Origin of the sequence: Salipiger sp. H15, assembly GCF_040409955.1 — a bacterium.
Lineage (GTDB): Bacteria > Pseudomonadota > Alphaproteobacteria > Rhodobacterales > Rhodobacteraceae > Salipiger.
Genome location: NZ_CP123384.1, coordinates 2669899 through 2684557, shown reverse-complemented (window position 1 = coordinate 2684557; position 14659 = coordinate 2669899). Strand labels below are relative to the sequence as shown.

Genomic DNA, 14659 nt, shown 5'->3' with positions numbered 1-14659 from the left:
CCACTCCGCCGTGTTTTTTTATCGTGAGTAGCGGGTGAAGGTCTTCTTGTCAAAAGACGAAACTGCGAGCGGTCAAAGAGTTCCGAGGAAGGCGCCAAAATACAACGCGGTCAGGATCACCGTGACAAAGAACAAACGATCCCAATTGATCGCGAGCAGGAGGCCAAGCCCCCGGTATCCGTCATGAAGCGTCTGCATCGTATCCCCCGACAAGATGTAATCAAGATCAGGGGCTACAGTCCCATCATGGCGGATTTAGGGCGAAAAAGGCCGGGCGGGATGCATTTCCCGCCCGGCCCCGTGAAGTCCGTTGGCCCTTGTGCCGCGCCCTGCCCTCAGGGGCAGAAGAGATCGTTGCTGAGCGCAAAGACCATCATGCCGAGGATCAGCGCCAGGCCCACCGACATCAGCGCGCGCAACGCCCGCTCCGACGGCGGCTTGCCGGTCACCGCCTCGTAGGCGAAGAACACGAGGTGCCCGCCGTCGAGCACCGGCACCGGGAAGAGGTTGAGCAGGCCCACCGCGGTCGAGAGCACCGCGATGAAGGTCAGGAAGCTCTGCCCGCCCTGCGAGGCCATGGCGCCCGAGGTCTCGGCGATGCCGATCGGGCCCGAGAGGTTGCAGGACGAGATGTTGCCCGCGATCATGTGCCAGAGTCCCGAGAGCGAGCCGGCGGCGATGCTGTAGGTGCGGCTCACCGCGCCCTTCATCGCGTCGACGGGGCCCACGGTCTCGGTCGCGGGCTCGAAGAAGATGCCGCCGACGATGCCGATCCGGTAGACCGCGTGGTAGCCGCCATCGGGCAGCGGCTCGTCGGTGCGCTTGGGGGTGAGGGCAAGGTCGAGGATCTCGCCCTCGCGCCAGACCTCCAGCCCCAGCGTCGCGCCGTCCGAGCTTTCCACCCGCTGCTTGAGCTGGTCGAAGGCGAAGATCGGCACGCCGTCGATCGCCATGATGACGTCGCCCGGCTCCATTCCCGCCTCGTTGGCGGCCGAGCGCGGCACGACCTGCGAGACCAGCGGCGGGTAGACATAGGGGCCGTTCACCTCCTGCCGGCTGCCGGCGCGCTCGACCGTGTAGGTCAGCGAGTTCTGCAGCGGCAGCGCCTTGAGGAAGGCTTCGAAGCCCTCGGAGTCCTCGAAGGAGGGCGTGGGGGTGCCGTCGATCTCGAGCAGCACGTCGCCCTCCTGCAGCTCCTGCACGCTCGGCATCGGGCGCAGCTGGCCGACGGTGAGCGGCTCGGAGACCTGCCCCTGCACCATGAAGAGGCCGGTGAAGAGCGCGATGGTCAGCGCGAAGTTGAACACCGGCCCGGCGGCGACGGTGGCGGCACGGGCCCAGAGCGGTGCGCCGGTCATGGTCTGGCGGCGTTCCTCGGCGCTCATCGCCTCGAGCGCGGCGGCATCGGAGGTGCCGCTGGCGGCGGTGTCGTCGCCCTTGAACTTCACGTAGCCGCCGAAGGGCAGCGCGGCGACCTGCCAGCGCGTGCCGCGCTTGTCGACGCGGCTGAACAGCACCGGGCCGAAGCCGAGCGAGAAGACGTCCGCGTGGATCCCGGACCAGCGGCCGACGATGTAGTGGCCGTATTCGTGGATCGCGACGATCACCGACAGCGCGATGACAAATGCCAGCAGCGTCCAGATGGCGCCCCCGAATTGCGGAATCAGCTGGGTGATCTCCAAAGGCCCTGCCCTTTCAAATCGTTTCTTCTTTTTCCGCCGCCAAACTCGCCGCGGGGACCGTCAATGGTGCTGCAGCATCAGCTCGCGCGCGGTCCTCCGAGCGAGATGGTCAGCCGCGCGCACGTTATCAAGGGTGATTTCGGCGCTTGTGAGCGCGCTGTCGGAGGAAAGCCGGGAAAGCGTCTCCTCGACGATCACCGCCATGTCCTGGAAGCCGATGCGCCGCGCGATGAAATCGTCGAGCGCCTGCTCCTTGGCGGCGTTGAACACCGCGCCGGAAAGACCGCCCGCCGCCATCACCTCGCGCGCCAGCCGCAGCGCCGGCCAGCGCGTCTCGCAGGCGGGGCGGAAGGTCAGCTGCGAGAGCTTGACGAGGTCGAGCCGCTCGACCGGCAGCGCGCCGCGCTGCGGATGGTGCAGTGCAAAGCCGATGGCATGGCGCATGTCGGGCGGGCCGAGATGCGCCATCAGCGCGCCGTCGCAGAAGCCGACCAGCGCGTGGATCATGCTCTCGGGGTGGACGACGACCTCGATCTTTGCCGGGTCGAGTCCGAAAAACTCTTTGGTCTCGATGACTTCCAGCGCCTTGTTGAACATCGAGGCGGAGTCGATCGTGATCCGCTGGCCCATCGCCCAGTTGGGATGGGTGGCGGCCTGTTCCGGCGTCGCCTCGGCCAGCTTCTCGACCGGCCAGTCGCGGAAGGCGCCGCCCGAGGCGGTGATGATCACCCGCTCGACGCGGGTTATGTCCTCGCCGATCAGCGCCTGGAAGACCGCCGAATGCTCGCTGTCGACCGGCAGCACGCGGCCGTCATGGGCCTGCGCCGTGCGCAGCACCAGCGGTCCCGCGCAGACCATGCTTTCTTTGTTTGCCAGCGCCAGCGTCGCGCCCTTCTCGAGCGCCTTCAGCCCCGGCGCGAGACCCGCCGCGCCGACGATCGCCGACATCACCCAGTCGGCCTGACGGCTCGCCGCCTCGACGATCGCCTCGGGTCCGGCCTCCGCCTCGACAGCGGAGCCCTCGAGCCGCGCGCGCAGTTCGGGCAGCAGCGCCGGGTCCGCGGTCACCGCCAGTTCGGCGCCAAATTTCCGTGCGTCCTGAGCGAGTTGCGCGACGTTGTTGCCACCGGTCAGGGCGACCACGTGATAGCTTTCCGGCGCGCGCGCGATGAGGTCGAGCGTGTTCTGACCGATCGAGCCGGTCGCGCCGAAGATCGAAATGCGTCTCATCGGACCCGCCTCACTCGACCCCGGGGGGGAAGTCGACGATCTGCCCCGCGATCAGCAGGAAGAGCGCCGCCCCCAGCATGCCGTCGAAACGGTCGAGCAGGCCGCCATGGCCGGGCAGCAGGTTCGAGCTGTCCTTGACCCCGGCCCGGCGCTTGATCGCGCTTTCGGCGATGTCGCCGATCTGGCTGGCCATGGAGATGGCGACCGACACGCCGACCAGCCCGAAGCCCGCCTCGCGCGAGAGCGCCGCGAAGATCGCGCCGACGATGCCCGCGCCGATCCAGCCGGCGGTGGCGCCGGACCAGGTCTTCTTGGGGCTGACGCGCGGCCAGAGCTTGGGCCCGCCGATGGCGCGCCCGGCGAAATAGCCCGCGACGTCGGTCACCACGACCACGCAGACCATCCAGAGCATCCAGGTCAGCCCGAAGTCCGAGCGCAGCGACATGATGCCGTAACCGGCGAGCATGATCATCGCGGTGAAGACCGCGTAGGTCACCCCGCCCCGCTCCATCTGGCCGAGGCCGGCCATCGAGGGAAGCAGCAGCAGCGGCAGCGCGAAGGCGGGAGGCAGGTAGACCGAGGCCAGCGCGCAGACCCCGGCGACCAGCGCCAGCACCCGTGCCGACCTGCGCCGGTTGGTGTCGACCATGTTCACCAGTTCCCAGACCATGCCGCCGCAGGCCAGCGAGATGGCGAGCCGCCACCAGATGCCGCCCAGCCAGACGCAGATCAGCGCGACGACGATGAGCACGGCGGCCGACGCCATGCGCGGGCCAAGATCGCTCCAGCGGGCCGAGCTCATGCCTTCACACCGCCGTAGCGGCGCTCGCGCATGCCGTAGCTGCCGATCAGGGACGAGAACTCCTCGGCCGAGAAATCCGGCCAGAGCGTGTCGACGAACTCGTATTCCGCGTAGGCCGACTGCCAGAGCAGGAAGTTCGAGATGCGCGCCTCGCCCGAGGTGCGGATCACCAGGTCCGGGTCGGGCAGCACGCAGGTATCAAGGTACTTGGGCAAGGTCTCTTCGTTGACGTCCTCGGGGCGCAGCTTGCCGTCGGCGACATCCTGCGCCAGCCGCTGCGTCGCCCGGGCGACCTCGTCGCGGCCGCCGTAGTTGATCGCGATGGTCAGGTTCACCCCGGTGCAGCCCGCGGTCATCACCTCGAGCTCGTCCATCAGGGTGATCAGCTTGCGGTCCAGCTTCACCCGGTCGCCGATGAAGCGCACGCGCACGTTCTCGGCGTGAAGCGCGCGCGCCTCCTTCTGGATGTAGCGGCGGAAGAGGCTCATGAGCCCCGCCACCTCGGTCTGGGTCCGCTTCCAGTTCTCGGTCGAGAAGGCGAAGATCGTCAGGTACTTGACCCCCGCATCGGGGCAGGCTTCGACGATTTCGCGCACCCGCTTGGCGCCGGCATGGTGGCCGAACAGCCGCGGGCGCCCCCTCTGGGTCGCCCAGCGGCCGTTGCCGTCCATGATGATGGCCACGTGGCGCGGGCCTTTGCCGTCTCGGATCGGTTTGGGCATAGGCCCTCCTCGCTTGGGCGTTTCCGCCTCAGACCTGCATGATCTCTTCCTGCTTGGTCTCCAGCGCGGCGTCGACCTTCTTGATGTAGTTGTCGGTCAGATCCTGCACCTCGGATTCCCAGAGCTTCTGGTCGTCCTCGGACATGCCGTCGGCCTTGGCCTTCTTGATCTGGTCCATGCCGTCGCGGCGCACGTTGCGGATCGAGACCCGGGCGTGCTCGGCGTACTGGCCGGCGACCTTGGTCAGCTCGCGGCGGCGCTCCTCGTTCAGCTCGGGGATCGGCAGCATGATGATCGTGCCGTTGAGCTGCGGGTTGATGCCGAGGCCGCTCTCGCGGATGGCCTTCTCGACCTTGCCGACAAGGCCGCGGTCCCAGACGTTGATCGTGACCATGCGCGGCTCGGGCACGTTGACCGTGCCGACCTGGTTGATCGGGGTCATCTGGCCATAGGCCTCGACGTGCACGGGCTCGAGCATCGAGGCAGAGGCGCGGCCGGTCCGCAGCGAGGCGAATTCGGTGCGCAGGTTGGCCATCGCACCATCCATGCGGCGCTGGAGATCGGCGGTGTCGAGTTCGAATTCTTCAGACATGTTGGTTCTGCCCGTTCAAGTCATTCCGGTTAAAAGGCGTTCTAAGCCAGCGGCGGGCGGATGTATAGCGCTTTGCTCCCTGCCCGCGCGGCCGCGGGGCCTCAGGCGGCGGCGGCGGCCTGCTCGCGGATCCGCTCCACCATGGCCCGCAACCCGTTGGACCGCTGGGCGGAAAGATGCTCGTTGAGGCCGAGGCGACCCAGCTCGGCGCGGGCGTCGATCGCGCCCACCTCGCCCGGCGTCAGCCCGTCGTAGAGGCGGTGCAGCACGGCGATCAGGCCGCGCACGATCATCGCGTCGCTCTCGCCCTCGAAATGCAGCCGTCCCTCCTCCCAGGTCAGGTGCAGCCAGACCTGGCTGGCGCAGCCCTCGACCTTGGTGGCGGGCACCTTCAGCGCCTCGGGCAGCGGGTCCATCGCCTTGCCGAGCTCGATCACCGTGCGGTAGCGGTCTTCCCAATCCTCGAGGAATTCGAAATCCTCGACCAGTTCCTCGAAACCTGCCTGTGCCATCTGCGCTCCTTCATGCGGCCGCGCGCCGAGGGAGGGTCACGGGCCTGATCGGACCCGAGAAGTAGGCCCCCCGGACGCAAAGGTCCAGCCCCGCCAATGCACGCTTTTCATCGCAGGCGCGATAGGCTAACCCCGTGGGCAACACAGGCAGAGGGCAGTCCCACCATGTTCAAACCCGTTGCGGTCTTCTTGATCTCGGCACTCGTGCTCGGCGGTTGCGTCGGCCAGGAAGAGACACCGCCCGTGAGCACCGAGACCGGCGCGAACAACCCGCTGATCCCGCAGCGGTCCGCGGTCAGCTTCTTTGCCAAGAAGAAGGCGGTCTACCTTGGCCAGCCGGTCGGGACGATCACCGAGCTGCTGCTCGAGCGCCGGCCCGGCGGGTTCATCATCCGGGTCACCGGGGTTGCCGATTATGCCGGCCCCTTCGACGTGCGGCTGGTGCCGATCGAGGGCTCCGAGGACACCGGCACCCTCGCCTTTCGCCTGATGGCGCTGCAGCTGCCCGGCCCGCGCCCCGCCGGAGAGGCCGCGCGCACCGTCACCGCGGCGAAATGGATGAGCGACAAGGAACTCGCCCCCTACAGCGCCCTGCGCGTCGAGGGCCTGCGCAACGCGCAGAGCGTCATCCGCTGAGGCGGGACGGGCAAATTCCTTCGAAGGAATTTGCAACTCTCTCCGAAGAGAGTTGCGTGCAGAATGAAGAAGGGCGCCGCGATGATGCGGCGCCCTTTCTCGTTTCCGTGCTCTTCGGCGGGACCCGCCTCAGATCTCGATGACCTCGACCATCTTGCCCTTGGCCGCCAATGCGATCTTGCCGTCGCAGAGGCGCAGCGCATCCTCGCCGAAGACCTCGCGGCGCCAGCCGCTCAGCGCCTTGACGTCGCGTTGGCCCGCCGCGATCGCGTCGAGCTCCGCCGCCGGGGCGATCAGCTTCGAGGCGACGCCCGAGCTTTCGGTCTTGGCTTTCAGCAGCACGCGCAGCAGGTCGGCGAGCGCCGGGTTCACCTGTAGCTGGTCACGGTCGTCATCGACCTTGGGCAGCGACTCCTTGGGGGCCTCCTGCCCGGCCTTCACCGCCTCGAGGATGCCGTCGGCGATCGGACCCTTGCGCGCCTCGCGCAGCAGCAGGCGCGAGCGGCCGAGGTCTTCGAGGGTCACGGGCTTGGTCGAGGCGAGCTCGGCCAGCGCGTCATCCTTGAACACGCGGTTGCGGGGGATGTTGCGCGACTGCGCGTAATCCTCGCGGAAGGCCGCGAGCGCGCGCACGATCGCCAGGAAGCGCGGGCTCGATGAGCGGGTGCGCACGCGCAGCCAGGCCTCGTCGGGGCGGGTGATGTAGGTCTCGGGGTCGGTCAGCGTCGCCAGTTCCTCGGCCACCCAATGCGCGCGGCCGGACTCCTCGAGCTTGGCGGCGAGGAATTCGTAGATCACCCGCAGGTGCGTCACGTCGGCCAGCGCGTATTTCTTCTGCGCCTCGGTCAGCGGGCGGCGCGACCAGTCGGTGAAGCGCGAGCTCTTGTCGAGCTGCTGCTTGGCGATGCGCTTGACCAGCGTCTCGTAGCCCACCTGCTCGCCGAAGCCGCAGACCATCGCCGCGACCTGCGTGTCGAAGAGCGGCTCGGGGATGACGCCGTGGTCGACGAAGAAGATCTCGAGATCCTGCCGTGCTGCGTGGAAGACCTTGACCACCGCGGTGTTGCGGAAGAGCTCCATCAGCGGCTCGAGCGACAGGCCGTCGACCATCGGATCGACCAGCACGGCGTTCTCTTCGCCCTTGCCGGGGATCGCCAGCTGGATGAGGCAGAGCTTGGAGTAATAGGTGCGCTCGCGCAGGAACTCGGTGTCCACTGTCACGTAGGGCGCGCTGGCGGCCTCGGCGCAGAACTCTGCAAGCTCTTCGGTCTTGGTCAATGTCTTCATTCGTGCACCGGCCCGTTCTTGTTGGTCTTGGTTATCGCGCGTCCTACACCGTCGGCGCGTGAAGTTCAAAGCGGCAGCAGCCGAAAGCGCGCCGGAGCGGCATTTTCGCAGTGCTGAGGTTGCAAGCCGGTCACCGAGCGAGCCCGTCGCGGATAAAAGCATCAAGACCCGTGATGGGTGACGTGACAAGCATTCGTTTTCGCGAAGGCTGCGGATCGCCTATCTTGAGGGCACTCCTGATCCCCCCGGCACATCCAAAGGGAGACCTCCCATGACCTCGCTCGACCTTGCCTACAGCTACACCCACCGCCCCGCCGTGCGCGGCGGCCATGCCTCGCTCTGGGCGGCGATCGCTCTGCTGGCGCTCGTCGGCCTGCCCGCGCTCACCGCGCCCGACCCGGGCGCGGCGCCGATCGACTGGCACGGCAACGCCGCCGGCCATCGCGTGACGCATTAAGGCAGAAGCACCGGCGTGCGGTCGCCCGCGGCGAAGCGGCGCAGCACCGCCGGGTAGAGCCTGTGCTCCATCTCGAGGACGCGCGCGGCGAGGCTGTCGGGCGTATCGCCTGCCAGCACCGGCACCCGCGCCTGTCCCAGCAGCGGGCCGTCGTCAAGCTCGGGCGTGACCTCGTGCACGGTGCAGCCATGCTCGGCATCGCCCGCCTCCAGCGCCCGCGCATGGGTGTGCAGCCCGCGGTACTTCGGCAGCAGCGAGGGGTGGATGTTCAGCATCCGCCCCTTCCACGGCTCGACGAAGCCGGCGGTCAGCACGCGCATGAACCCCGCAAGGCAGAGGATGTCGGGCTGCGCCTTGTCGAGCTCGGCCTGCAGCGCCGCCTCGAAGCCGGGACGGTCGCCCTTGAACGGGCGGTGGTCGACGACGGCGGTGGGAATGCCCATCGCCTCGGCCTTCCTCAGCCCGCCCGCATCGGCGTTGTTCGACAGCACCAGCACCGGACGCGCGGGGTGATCCCCGGTCATGCTCTCGGCCAGCGTCACCATGTTGGAGCCGCCGCCCGAGATGAAGATCGCGACGCGTTTCACTTAAGCGCGCCCTCGTAGGCAACGCCCTGCCCCTCGGTCACGGTGCCGAGGGTGAAGACGGTCTCGCCCTCGGCCTCGAGCAGCGCCTTCAGCGCCTCGGCACGGTCGGCCGAGACCGACAGGATCATGCCGATGCCGCAGTTGAAGGTCTTCAGCATCTCGCGCTCGGCGATGCCGCCGACGCCGGCCATCCACTTGAAGACCGGCGGAAGCTCCCAGGCGCCGAGGTCGATGGTCGCGCCGCAGCCCTCGGGCAGCACGCGCGGCAGGTTCTCGGTGAGGCCGCCGCCGGTGATATGCGCCAGCGCGTGCACGCCGCCGGCGCGGACCGCCGCCAGCGCCTGCTTCACGTAGAGCCGCGTCGGGGTCAGCAGCACCTCGCCCAGCGAGCCCTCGGCCCAGGGGCAGTCGGCCTCCCAGCCCAGGCTCGAGACCTCGACCAGCTTGCGCACGAGGCTGTAGCCGTTCGAGTGCACGCCGTCCGAGGCGAGGCCGAGCAGCACGTCGCCCACGGCCACGTCGCGCGGCAGGTCCGAGCCGCGCTCCATCGCGCCCACGGCAAAGCCCGCGAGGTCGAAGTCGCCCGCCGGGTACATGCCGGGCATCTCGGCGGTCTCGCCGCCGATCAGCGCGCAGCCCGAGCGCACGCAGCCCTCGGCGATGCCCTCGATGACGCGCGCGGCGCTGTCGGTGTCGAGCTTGCCGGTGGCGAAGTAGTCGAGGAAGAACAGCGGCTCGGCGCCCTGGCAGACAAGGTCGTTCACGCACATGGCGACGAGGTCGATGCCGACGCCGTCGACGTGGCCGGTGTCGATCGCGATGCGCAGCTTGGTGCCCACGCCGTCGGTCGCCGCGACGAGGATCGGGTCCTGGTAGCCCGCGCCCTTCAGGTCGAAGAGCGCGCCGAAGCCGCCCAGACCCGAGACGGTGCCGCTGCGGTTGGTCCGCTTGGCCGCCGGCTTGATCCGCTCCACCAGCGCGTTGCCCGCATCGATATCCACGCCTGCATCCGCATAGGTGATGCCGTTCTTACCTTCGGTCATGCCAACCTCCGAGACCCCGTTTCGCGCGGGAATAGCGCAGGACCGCGCGGATGAAAAGCGCCCATGCCGGGGCGCGGCGGATGCGGCGGCCGGATTTGAGTATTTGCAGAAAGATGAAAGGCGAAGGCGGCGCGGCGGCACAAGCGGCGCGGCGGAATCTTCCGTAACTTCCCCAGCGTCAGCAATTATCTTGCCAAGACCTACGCATAACTGGGTATTCACAGCGCCGTGAGGCTTCGTTAGCGTTTCGTTAGGCATGAATTGCCTGCGGTGCCCTTGGGAGGGGGTGCCGACACAGGGAGGATACCATGATCAACAAGACCTTCACGGCCGTTTCGGCCGCCGCCTTCGCATTTGTCGGTGCGGCCTCGGCGCAGGAAACGCTCGAGATGACCTCGGGCTATTCCAAGAACCTGCCGATCCTCGGCACCGCCGCCGTCAACTTCGTCGACAAGATCAACTCGATCTCCGACAGCGTGGCCTTCGAACATTTCGATCCGGGTGAACTCGTCCCCGCGCTCGAGATGCTGGATGCCGTGTCGAACGGCTCGGTGGACGCGGCCTATTCGACCTCGGGCTACTGGCAGGGCAAGATGCCCGCCGCCGGCCTCTTTGCCGCCGTGCCCTTCGGCCCCGAGCCCGGCGAGATGCTCGCCTGGATGCTCTACGACGACGGCATGAAGCTGTTCCAGGAAATGTACGACACCAACGGCTACAACGTGCACGTGGTGCTCTGCGGCTCCTACGCCCCCGAGACCTCGGGCTGGTTCAAGAAGGAGATCAACTCGCTCGACGATCTCAAGGGCCTGAACATGCGCTTCTTCGGCCTCGGCGCCGAGGTGATGCAGAAGCTGGGCGTGTCGACCTCGCTGCTCGGCGCGGGCGACATCTTCCCGGCGCTGGAGCGCGGCGCGATCGACGCGACCGAGTTCTCGATGCCGATCGTGGACGCCAACCTCGGCTTCTACAACATCGCCAAGTACAACTACTTCCCCGGCTGGCACCAGCCCGCCACCATGTTCGAACTGCTGATCAACAAGGATCGCTGGGAAGACCTCGACGAGAAGAGCCAGAAGCAGATCGAGATCGCCTGCATGGCCAACCTCACCGACAACTTCGCGGAAGGTGAAGCCAAGAACTTCCCGGCCATGGTCGAGAACGTCGAGCAGCATGGCGTGACGATCAAGAACTGGACCCCCGAGCAGCTCAAGCAGTTCGAGACCGCCTGGCTCGAGGTCGTGGAAGAGCTGAAGGCCGAGGACGAGATGTTCGCCAAGGCCTGGGCCGACCTGAGCGAGTTCCGCGCGGGCTACAAGACCTGGTTCAACAACATCTACCTGCCGCGCCCCTGGAATTGAGGCAAGACGGCTGACCGCCGGGCCCCCGGGCCCGGCCCCCTCCGGCGCGCCAGGACCTTCGGGGGCGCGCCGTTTTCGCGTTGCGGCCTCCACGGAGCCCGGACGCCGATCCCACAAGGCAGGCAGAACAAAGGACAAGGCCCGTGGAGGAATTCAAGGTCGCCATCTCCGACCCCGGAGAGATCGGACGCAAGGACCAGAACCGGGGCGACAGGTTCATCGTGCACCTGTCCAATCTCGTCGCGTGGCTCTTTCCCATCCTGATCGTCGCCATCTGCGCGCAGGTGATCCTGCGCGGCACCGGCCACAACCAGGCCTGGCTCGACGATCTGCAGTGGTGGCTCTACGGCATCGCCGTGCTGATCGGCATCGCCTACGCGGTGACCACGGGCAGCCACGTGCGCGTCGACATCTTCTATGACAATTTCGAGCGGCGGAAGCGGCTGATCATCGACATCATCGCGCTGGTCTGGCTGTTCCTGCCGTTCATCATGCTGTGCTGGGACGTGACGCTGGACTACGCGCTCACCGCCATCATCGCCGACGAGGGCTCGTCGAGCCCGAACGGGTTGCACAACCTGTGGATCCTGAAGTCGCTGATGAACGTCAGCTTCATCGTCATCGGCATCGCGATCTGGGCGGCCTACGTGCGGCACCTGTCGCAGCTGACCCGGCCGCTGCTGTGGAAGCAGCTGCTCTTCGCCCTGCCCTCGACCGTGTTCGGGCTGCAGCTGGTCATCTGGTACGCCTGCGTCGGCTGGCTGATGGTGACCGACCCCGAGGTGGACAGCATCCGCACCGCCACCCGCGCCGCGATCTTCGACGATTTCGCGGTCGGGCCGTGGGAAATGAAGAAGACCATCGCGCTGGCCCTCGTCGCCACCGTGGTCGTGATTGTCGTGGCGCGGCTCCTCGCGCGGAAGGAGCGCTGAGATGCTGCACTTTCTCGGCCAATACCTGACGCTGAACGAGATCGCCGTCGCGGCGATGTTCCTGACCTTCATCTACATGCTGTTCCGAGGCATCCCCGTGGCGATGTCGCTGGTCGGGGTGAGCCTGATCTTCGTCATCCTGTCGCAGATCCTGCTCGACCCGTTCCGCGCCGAGTTCAAGGACGTGATCGAGTTCGACCGCATCGGGCTCGAGTACAACCGCCTGCTGGCGCTGTCCGGCCGTCTCTTCGGCAACATCGTCAACAACCCGGTGCTCGTGGCGCTGCCGATGTTCATCTACATGGGGTTGATGCTCGACCAGTCGGGCGTGGCGCAGCGCATGATGCACGCGATGCAGAAGCTCTTCGGCTCGCTGCGCGGCGGCCTGTCGCTGACCGTGCTGCTGATCGGCATCATCCTCGCCGCCTCGACCGGGGTGATCGGCGCCTCGGTGACGCTGCTCGGGGTGATGGCCCTGCCCGCGATGATGGCGCAGAACTACTCGAAACCCATCGCGACCGGGACCATCGCGAGCGCCGGCACGCTCGGGATCCTGATCCCGCCGTCGATCATGCTGGTGATCATGTCGGACCAGCTGGCGATCTCGCTCGGCGACCTCTTCATGGGGGCGCTCTTCCCGGGGCTCATCCTCGGCGCGCTCTACATCGTCTTCATCGTGATCTACGGCTTCATCTCGCCCTCCTCGATGCCCGCACCGGAGAAATCCGGCAAGGTGGGCATGGACGAGGTCAAGGAGGTGGCGCTGGCGGTGGTGCCGCCGATGTTCCTGATCCTGCTCGTGCTGGGCTCGATCTTCGTCGGCATCGCCACCCCGACCGAGGCCTCGGGCCTCGGCGCGCTCGGCGCGACGGTGCTGGCGCTGATCAACCGCAAGCTCGACTGGAAGGTGTTCCGCGAGGTGGCACGCTCGACGCTCAACACGGCGGGCTACATCACCGGCATCTTCCTCGCGGCGAACTTCTTCGCCTTCGTGCTGCGCCGCTTCGGCGGGGACGAGATCGTGCAGCACCTGGTGCTCTCGGCCTTCGACAACCCCTACCTGACGATCGGCTTCATCCTGTTCATCGTCTTCTGCCTCGGTTTCCTGCTCGACTGGATCGAGATCACCATCATCATCATGCCGCTGATGCTGCCGATCATCCAGGGGCTCGACATCGCCGTGCCCGGCTTCGACCAGGTGCGCGACCCGCAGGTGGTGTGGTTCGCGATCCTCGTGGCGGTGACGCTGCAGACCTCGTTCCTGACACCGCCGGTGGGCTTCGCGCTCTTCTACCTCAAGGGCGTCTGCCCGCCGGGCGTCACGCTGGGCCACATCTACAAGGGGATCGTGCCCTTCGTGATGCTCCAGCTCCTCGGCCTGCTCATCGTCTTCGAGTTCCCGGCGCTGACCACGTGGTTGCCGGCCATGGCCTACGGCGAATGAGCTGAAGCAAAGACCCCGGCCCCGCCGCCCTTGCGCGGCGGGGTCATCAAGGGCATGTAGGCGCGGCACGAAGACCCCGGGAGATCCCGCATGAGCCGCCCAGAGAAGCCCCAGTTCAAGACCTGCATCGTCACCTCCGACTACCACGTGCCGGGCGAGACCTTCATCAACCGCCACATCGAGCACATCTTCGGCGGCGACACGGTGGTGCTCTGCGGCCGGTTCAACGGCAGGAACCCCTACGGCAAGCCGCTCTTCGAGCGCCGCTCCAAGCTCTCGATCTCGGACAAGGTGATCGCCCCCGTCGCGATGGGCTGGAACGCGCTGACCGAGGGCACCGGCCGCCTGCCCTTCGGCGCCAACCGCACCCGCCTCATGGAATGGCTGCACGACCAGAAGGTCGAGGTCATCCTCGCCGAGTTCGGCACCCAGGCGCTGGTCGTCGCGAAGCTCGCGAACGAGATGAACCTGCCGGTCTTCAGCTATTTCCGCGGCACAGATGCGTCGCGCGCGCTGACCTCGCCGCAGCGGGTGAAGAGCTACCGCAAGATGATGCCGCGGCTCGACGGGATCTTCTCGGTCTCGCAGTTCCTGCTCGACAACCTCGCGAAACACGGCGTCACCCATCCCAATTCCCACGTCGTGCCCTCGGGCGTCGACGTGCGCCGCTTCGTGCCCGGCGAGAAGGTGCCGGGCTCCTGCCTCGCCGTCGGGCGCATGGTCGACAAGAAGGCGCCGCAGGTCACGCTGCGCGCCTTTGCCGCCGCCGCGAAGGGGCGCGAGGCGCACCTGACCTTCATCGGCGACGGGCCGCTGCTCGAGCCCTGCCGCGCGCTCGCCGCCGAGCTCGGCGTCGCGGAGCAGGTCACCTTCACCGGCGCGCTGCCGCATGACGCGGTGCGCGAGCACCTGCTGACCACCGAGACCTTCCTGCAGCACTCGATCACCGACAGGAACGGCAACACCGAGGGCCTGCCCACCGCCATCCAGGAGGCGCTGGCGGCGGGCTGCATCACCGTCTCGACGCTGCACGCGGGGATCCCCGAGGCGGTGATCGAGGGGGTCAACGGCTATCTCGTGCCCGAGTGGGACGAGCCGGCCTTCGCCTCCGCCATCGCCCGCGTGCTCGACCTGCCCGACCGCGGCGCCATGTCCCGCGCCGCCCGCGCCATGGCCGAGGAGAAGTTCGACAACGCGGTGCTGCTCGGCAAGGTCGAGGACGAGATCCGCCGCGTGATCGCCCTCCGCTCCGGCGCGGCCTGAGCCTTTCATCTTTCCATAAATACTCATGTCCCGCCCGTGCCGGCGGGCGCGGCGTTGGGGGCTCTGCCCCCGAGGCGCTGCGCGCCTCTCCCCCGGGATATTTTACCCATGT

16 protein-coding genes are annotated in these 14659 nt (G+C 67.4%); 6 read left to right on the top strand and 10 right to left on the bottom strand.

Annotated features, from left to right (window positions below):
• Nucleotides 1-72: 72 nt before the first annotated feature.
• The 7 genes from PVT71_RS12985 to PVT71_RS12955 all read right to left on the bottom strand — a co-directional run bounded on the left by PVT71_RS12985 (nucleotide 73) and on the right by PVT71_RS12955 (nucleotide 5540).
• Nucleotides 73-198, bottom strand: coding sequence for a hypothetical protein (locus PVT71_RS12985; RefSeq protein ID WP_353472208.1), 126 nt, complete (start codon nucleotides 196-198; stop codon nucleotides 73-75).
• 137 nt (nucleotides 199-335) lie between these two features.
• A complete protein-coding gene (rseP, locus tag PVT71_RS12980; protein ID WP_353472207.1) occupies nucleotides 336-1682 on the bottom strand; it encodes an RIP metalloprotease RseP in 1347 nt (448 codons plus the stop codon).
• Between the two features lie 60 nt (nucleotides 1683-1742).
• Nucleotides 1743-2912: a 1-deoxy-D-xylulose-5-phosphate reductoisomerase gene (dxr, locus tag PVT71_RS12975; protein ID WP_353472206.1), complete on the bottom strand. Its 1170-nt coding sequence runs from the start codon at nucleotides 2910-2912 to the stop codon at nucleotides 1743-1745.
• 10 nt (nucleotides 2913-2922) lie between these two features.
• Nucleotides 2923-3714 carry a phosphatidate cytidylyltransferase gene (locus PVT71_RS12970; RefSeq protein WP_353472205.1) on the bottom strand — a complete coding sequence of 264 codons (792 nt, stop codon included), beginning with the start codon at nucleotides 3712-3714 and terminating at the stop codon, nucleotides 2923-2925.
• Complete coding sequence (locus tag PVT71_RS12965; RefSeq protein ID WP_353472204.1) at nucleotides 3711-4436, bottom strand: isoprenyl transferase; 726 nt, start codon at nucleotides 4434-4436, stop codon at nucleotides 3711-3713. The genes PVT71_RS12970 and PVT71_RS12965 overlap by 4 nt, the downstream gene beginning before the upstream one ends.
• Before the next feature lie 28 nt (nucleotides 4437-4464).
• A complete protein-coding gene (frr, locus tag PVT71_RS12960) occupies nucleotides 4465-5028 on the bottom strand; it encodes a ribosome recycling factor (RefSeq protein ID WP_353472203.1) in 564 nt (187 codons plus the stop codon).
• Between the two features lie 101 nt (nucleotides 5029-5129).
• On the bottom strand, nucleotides 5130-5540 hold the full coding sequence (locus tag PVT71_RS12955; protein ID WP_353472202.1) for a SufE family protein: 411 nt from the start codon (nucleotides 5538-5540) through the stop codon (nucleotides 5130-5132).
• Nucleotides 5541-5705: 165 nt separating this feature from the next.
• Between PVT71_RS12955 and PVT71_RS12950 the strand changes: the two genes are divergently transcribed.
• The gene (locus tag PVT71_RS12950) at nucleotides 5706-6176 is read left to right on the top strand and encodes a hypothetical protein (RefSeq protein ID WP_353472201.1); all 471 of its coding nucleotides are present in this window, start codon (nucleotides 5706-5708) and stop codon (nucleotides 6174-6176) included.
• Between the two features lie 129 nt (nucleotides 6177-6305).
• Here the strand turns inward: PVT71_RS12950 and rnd are convergent, their stop codons facing one another.
• Nucleotides 6306-7463 carry a ribonuclease D gene (gene rnd / locus PVT71_RS12945; protein WP_353472200.1) on the bottom strand — a complete coding sequence of 386 codons (1158 nt, stop codon included), beginning with the start codon at nucleotides 7461-7463 and terminating at the stop codon, nucleotides 6306-6308.
• Between the two features lie 271 nt (nucleotides 7464-7734).
• Between rnd and PVT71_RS12940 the strand changes: the two genes are divergently transcribed.
• Entirely contained in the window at nucleotides 7735-7920 is a 186-nt protein-coding gene (locus tag PVT71_RS12940) for a hypothetical protein (RefSeq protein WP_353472199.1), read from the top strand.
• On the opposite strand, the gene purN is transcribed toward PVT71_RS12940, so the two are convergent.
• Both purN and purM read right to left on the bottom strand, forming a co-directional pair.
• Complete coding sequence (gene purN, locus PVT71_RS12935; RefSeq protein WP_353472198.1) at nucleotides 7917-8507, bottom strand: phosphoribosylglycinamide formyltransferase; 591 nt, start codon at nucleotides 8505-8507, stop codon at nucleotides 7917-7919. The two genes, PVT71_RS12940 and purN, sit on opposite strands and share 4 nt — an antisense overlap.
• Nucleotides 8504-9550, bottom strand: coding sequence for a phosphoribosylformylglycinamidine cyclo-ligase (purM, locus tag PVT71_RS12930; protein WP_353472197.1), 1047 nt, complete (start codon nucleotides 9548-9550; stop codon nucleotides 8504-8506). The genes purN and purM overlap by 4 nt, the downstream gene beginning before the upstream one ends.
• 308 nt (nucleotides 9551-9858) lie before the next feature.
• Here purM and PVT71_RS12925 point away from each other — a divergent pair, with 308 nt between their 5' ends.
• From PVT71_RS12925 to PVT71_RS12910, 4 genes are all read left to right on the top strand, one after another.
• Nucleotides 9859-10908 carry a TRAP transporter substrate-binding protein gene (locus PVT71_RS12925; RefSeq protein WP_353472196.1) on the top strand — a complete coding sequence of 350 codons (1050 nt, stop codon included), beginning with the start codon at nucleotides 9859-9861 and terminating at the stop codon, nucleotides 10906-10908.
• A gap of 143 nt (nucleotides 10909-11051) precedes the next feature.
• Nucleotides 11052-11840 (top strand): TRAP transporter small permease subunit, encoded by a 789-nt coding sequence (locus PVT71_RS12920; protein ID WP_353472195.1) that lies wholly within the window; start codon nucleotides 11052-11054, stop codon nucleotides 11838-11840.
• Between the two features lies 1 nt (nucleotide 11841).
• Nucleotides 11842-13284 (top strand): TRAP transporter large permease subunit, encoded by a 1443-nt coding sequence (locus PVT71_RS12915; RefSeq protein ID WP_353472194.1) that lies wholly within the window; start codon nucleotides 11842-11844, stop codon nucleotides 13282-13284.
• Between the two features lie 90 nt (nucleotides 13285-13374).
• The gene (locus tag PVT71_RS12910) at nucleotides 13375-14547 is read left to right on the top strand and encodes a glycosyltransferase (RefSeq protein ID WP_353472193.1); all 1173 of its coding nucleotides are present in this window, start codon (nucleotides 13375-13377) and stop codon (nucleotides 14545-14547) included.
• Nucleotides 14548-14659: the final 112 nt, after the last annotated feature.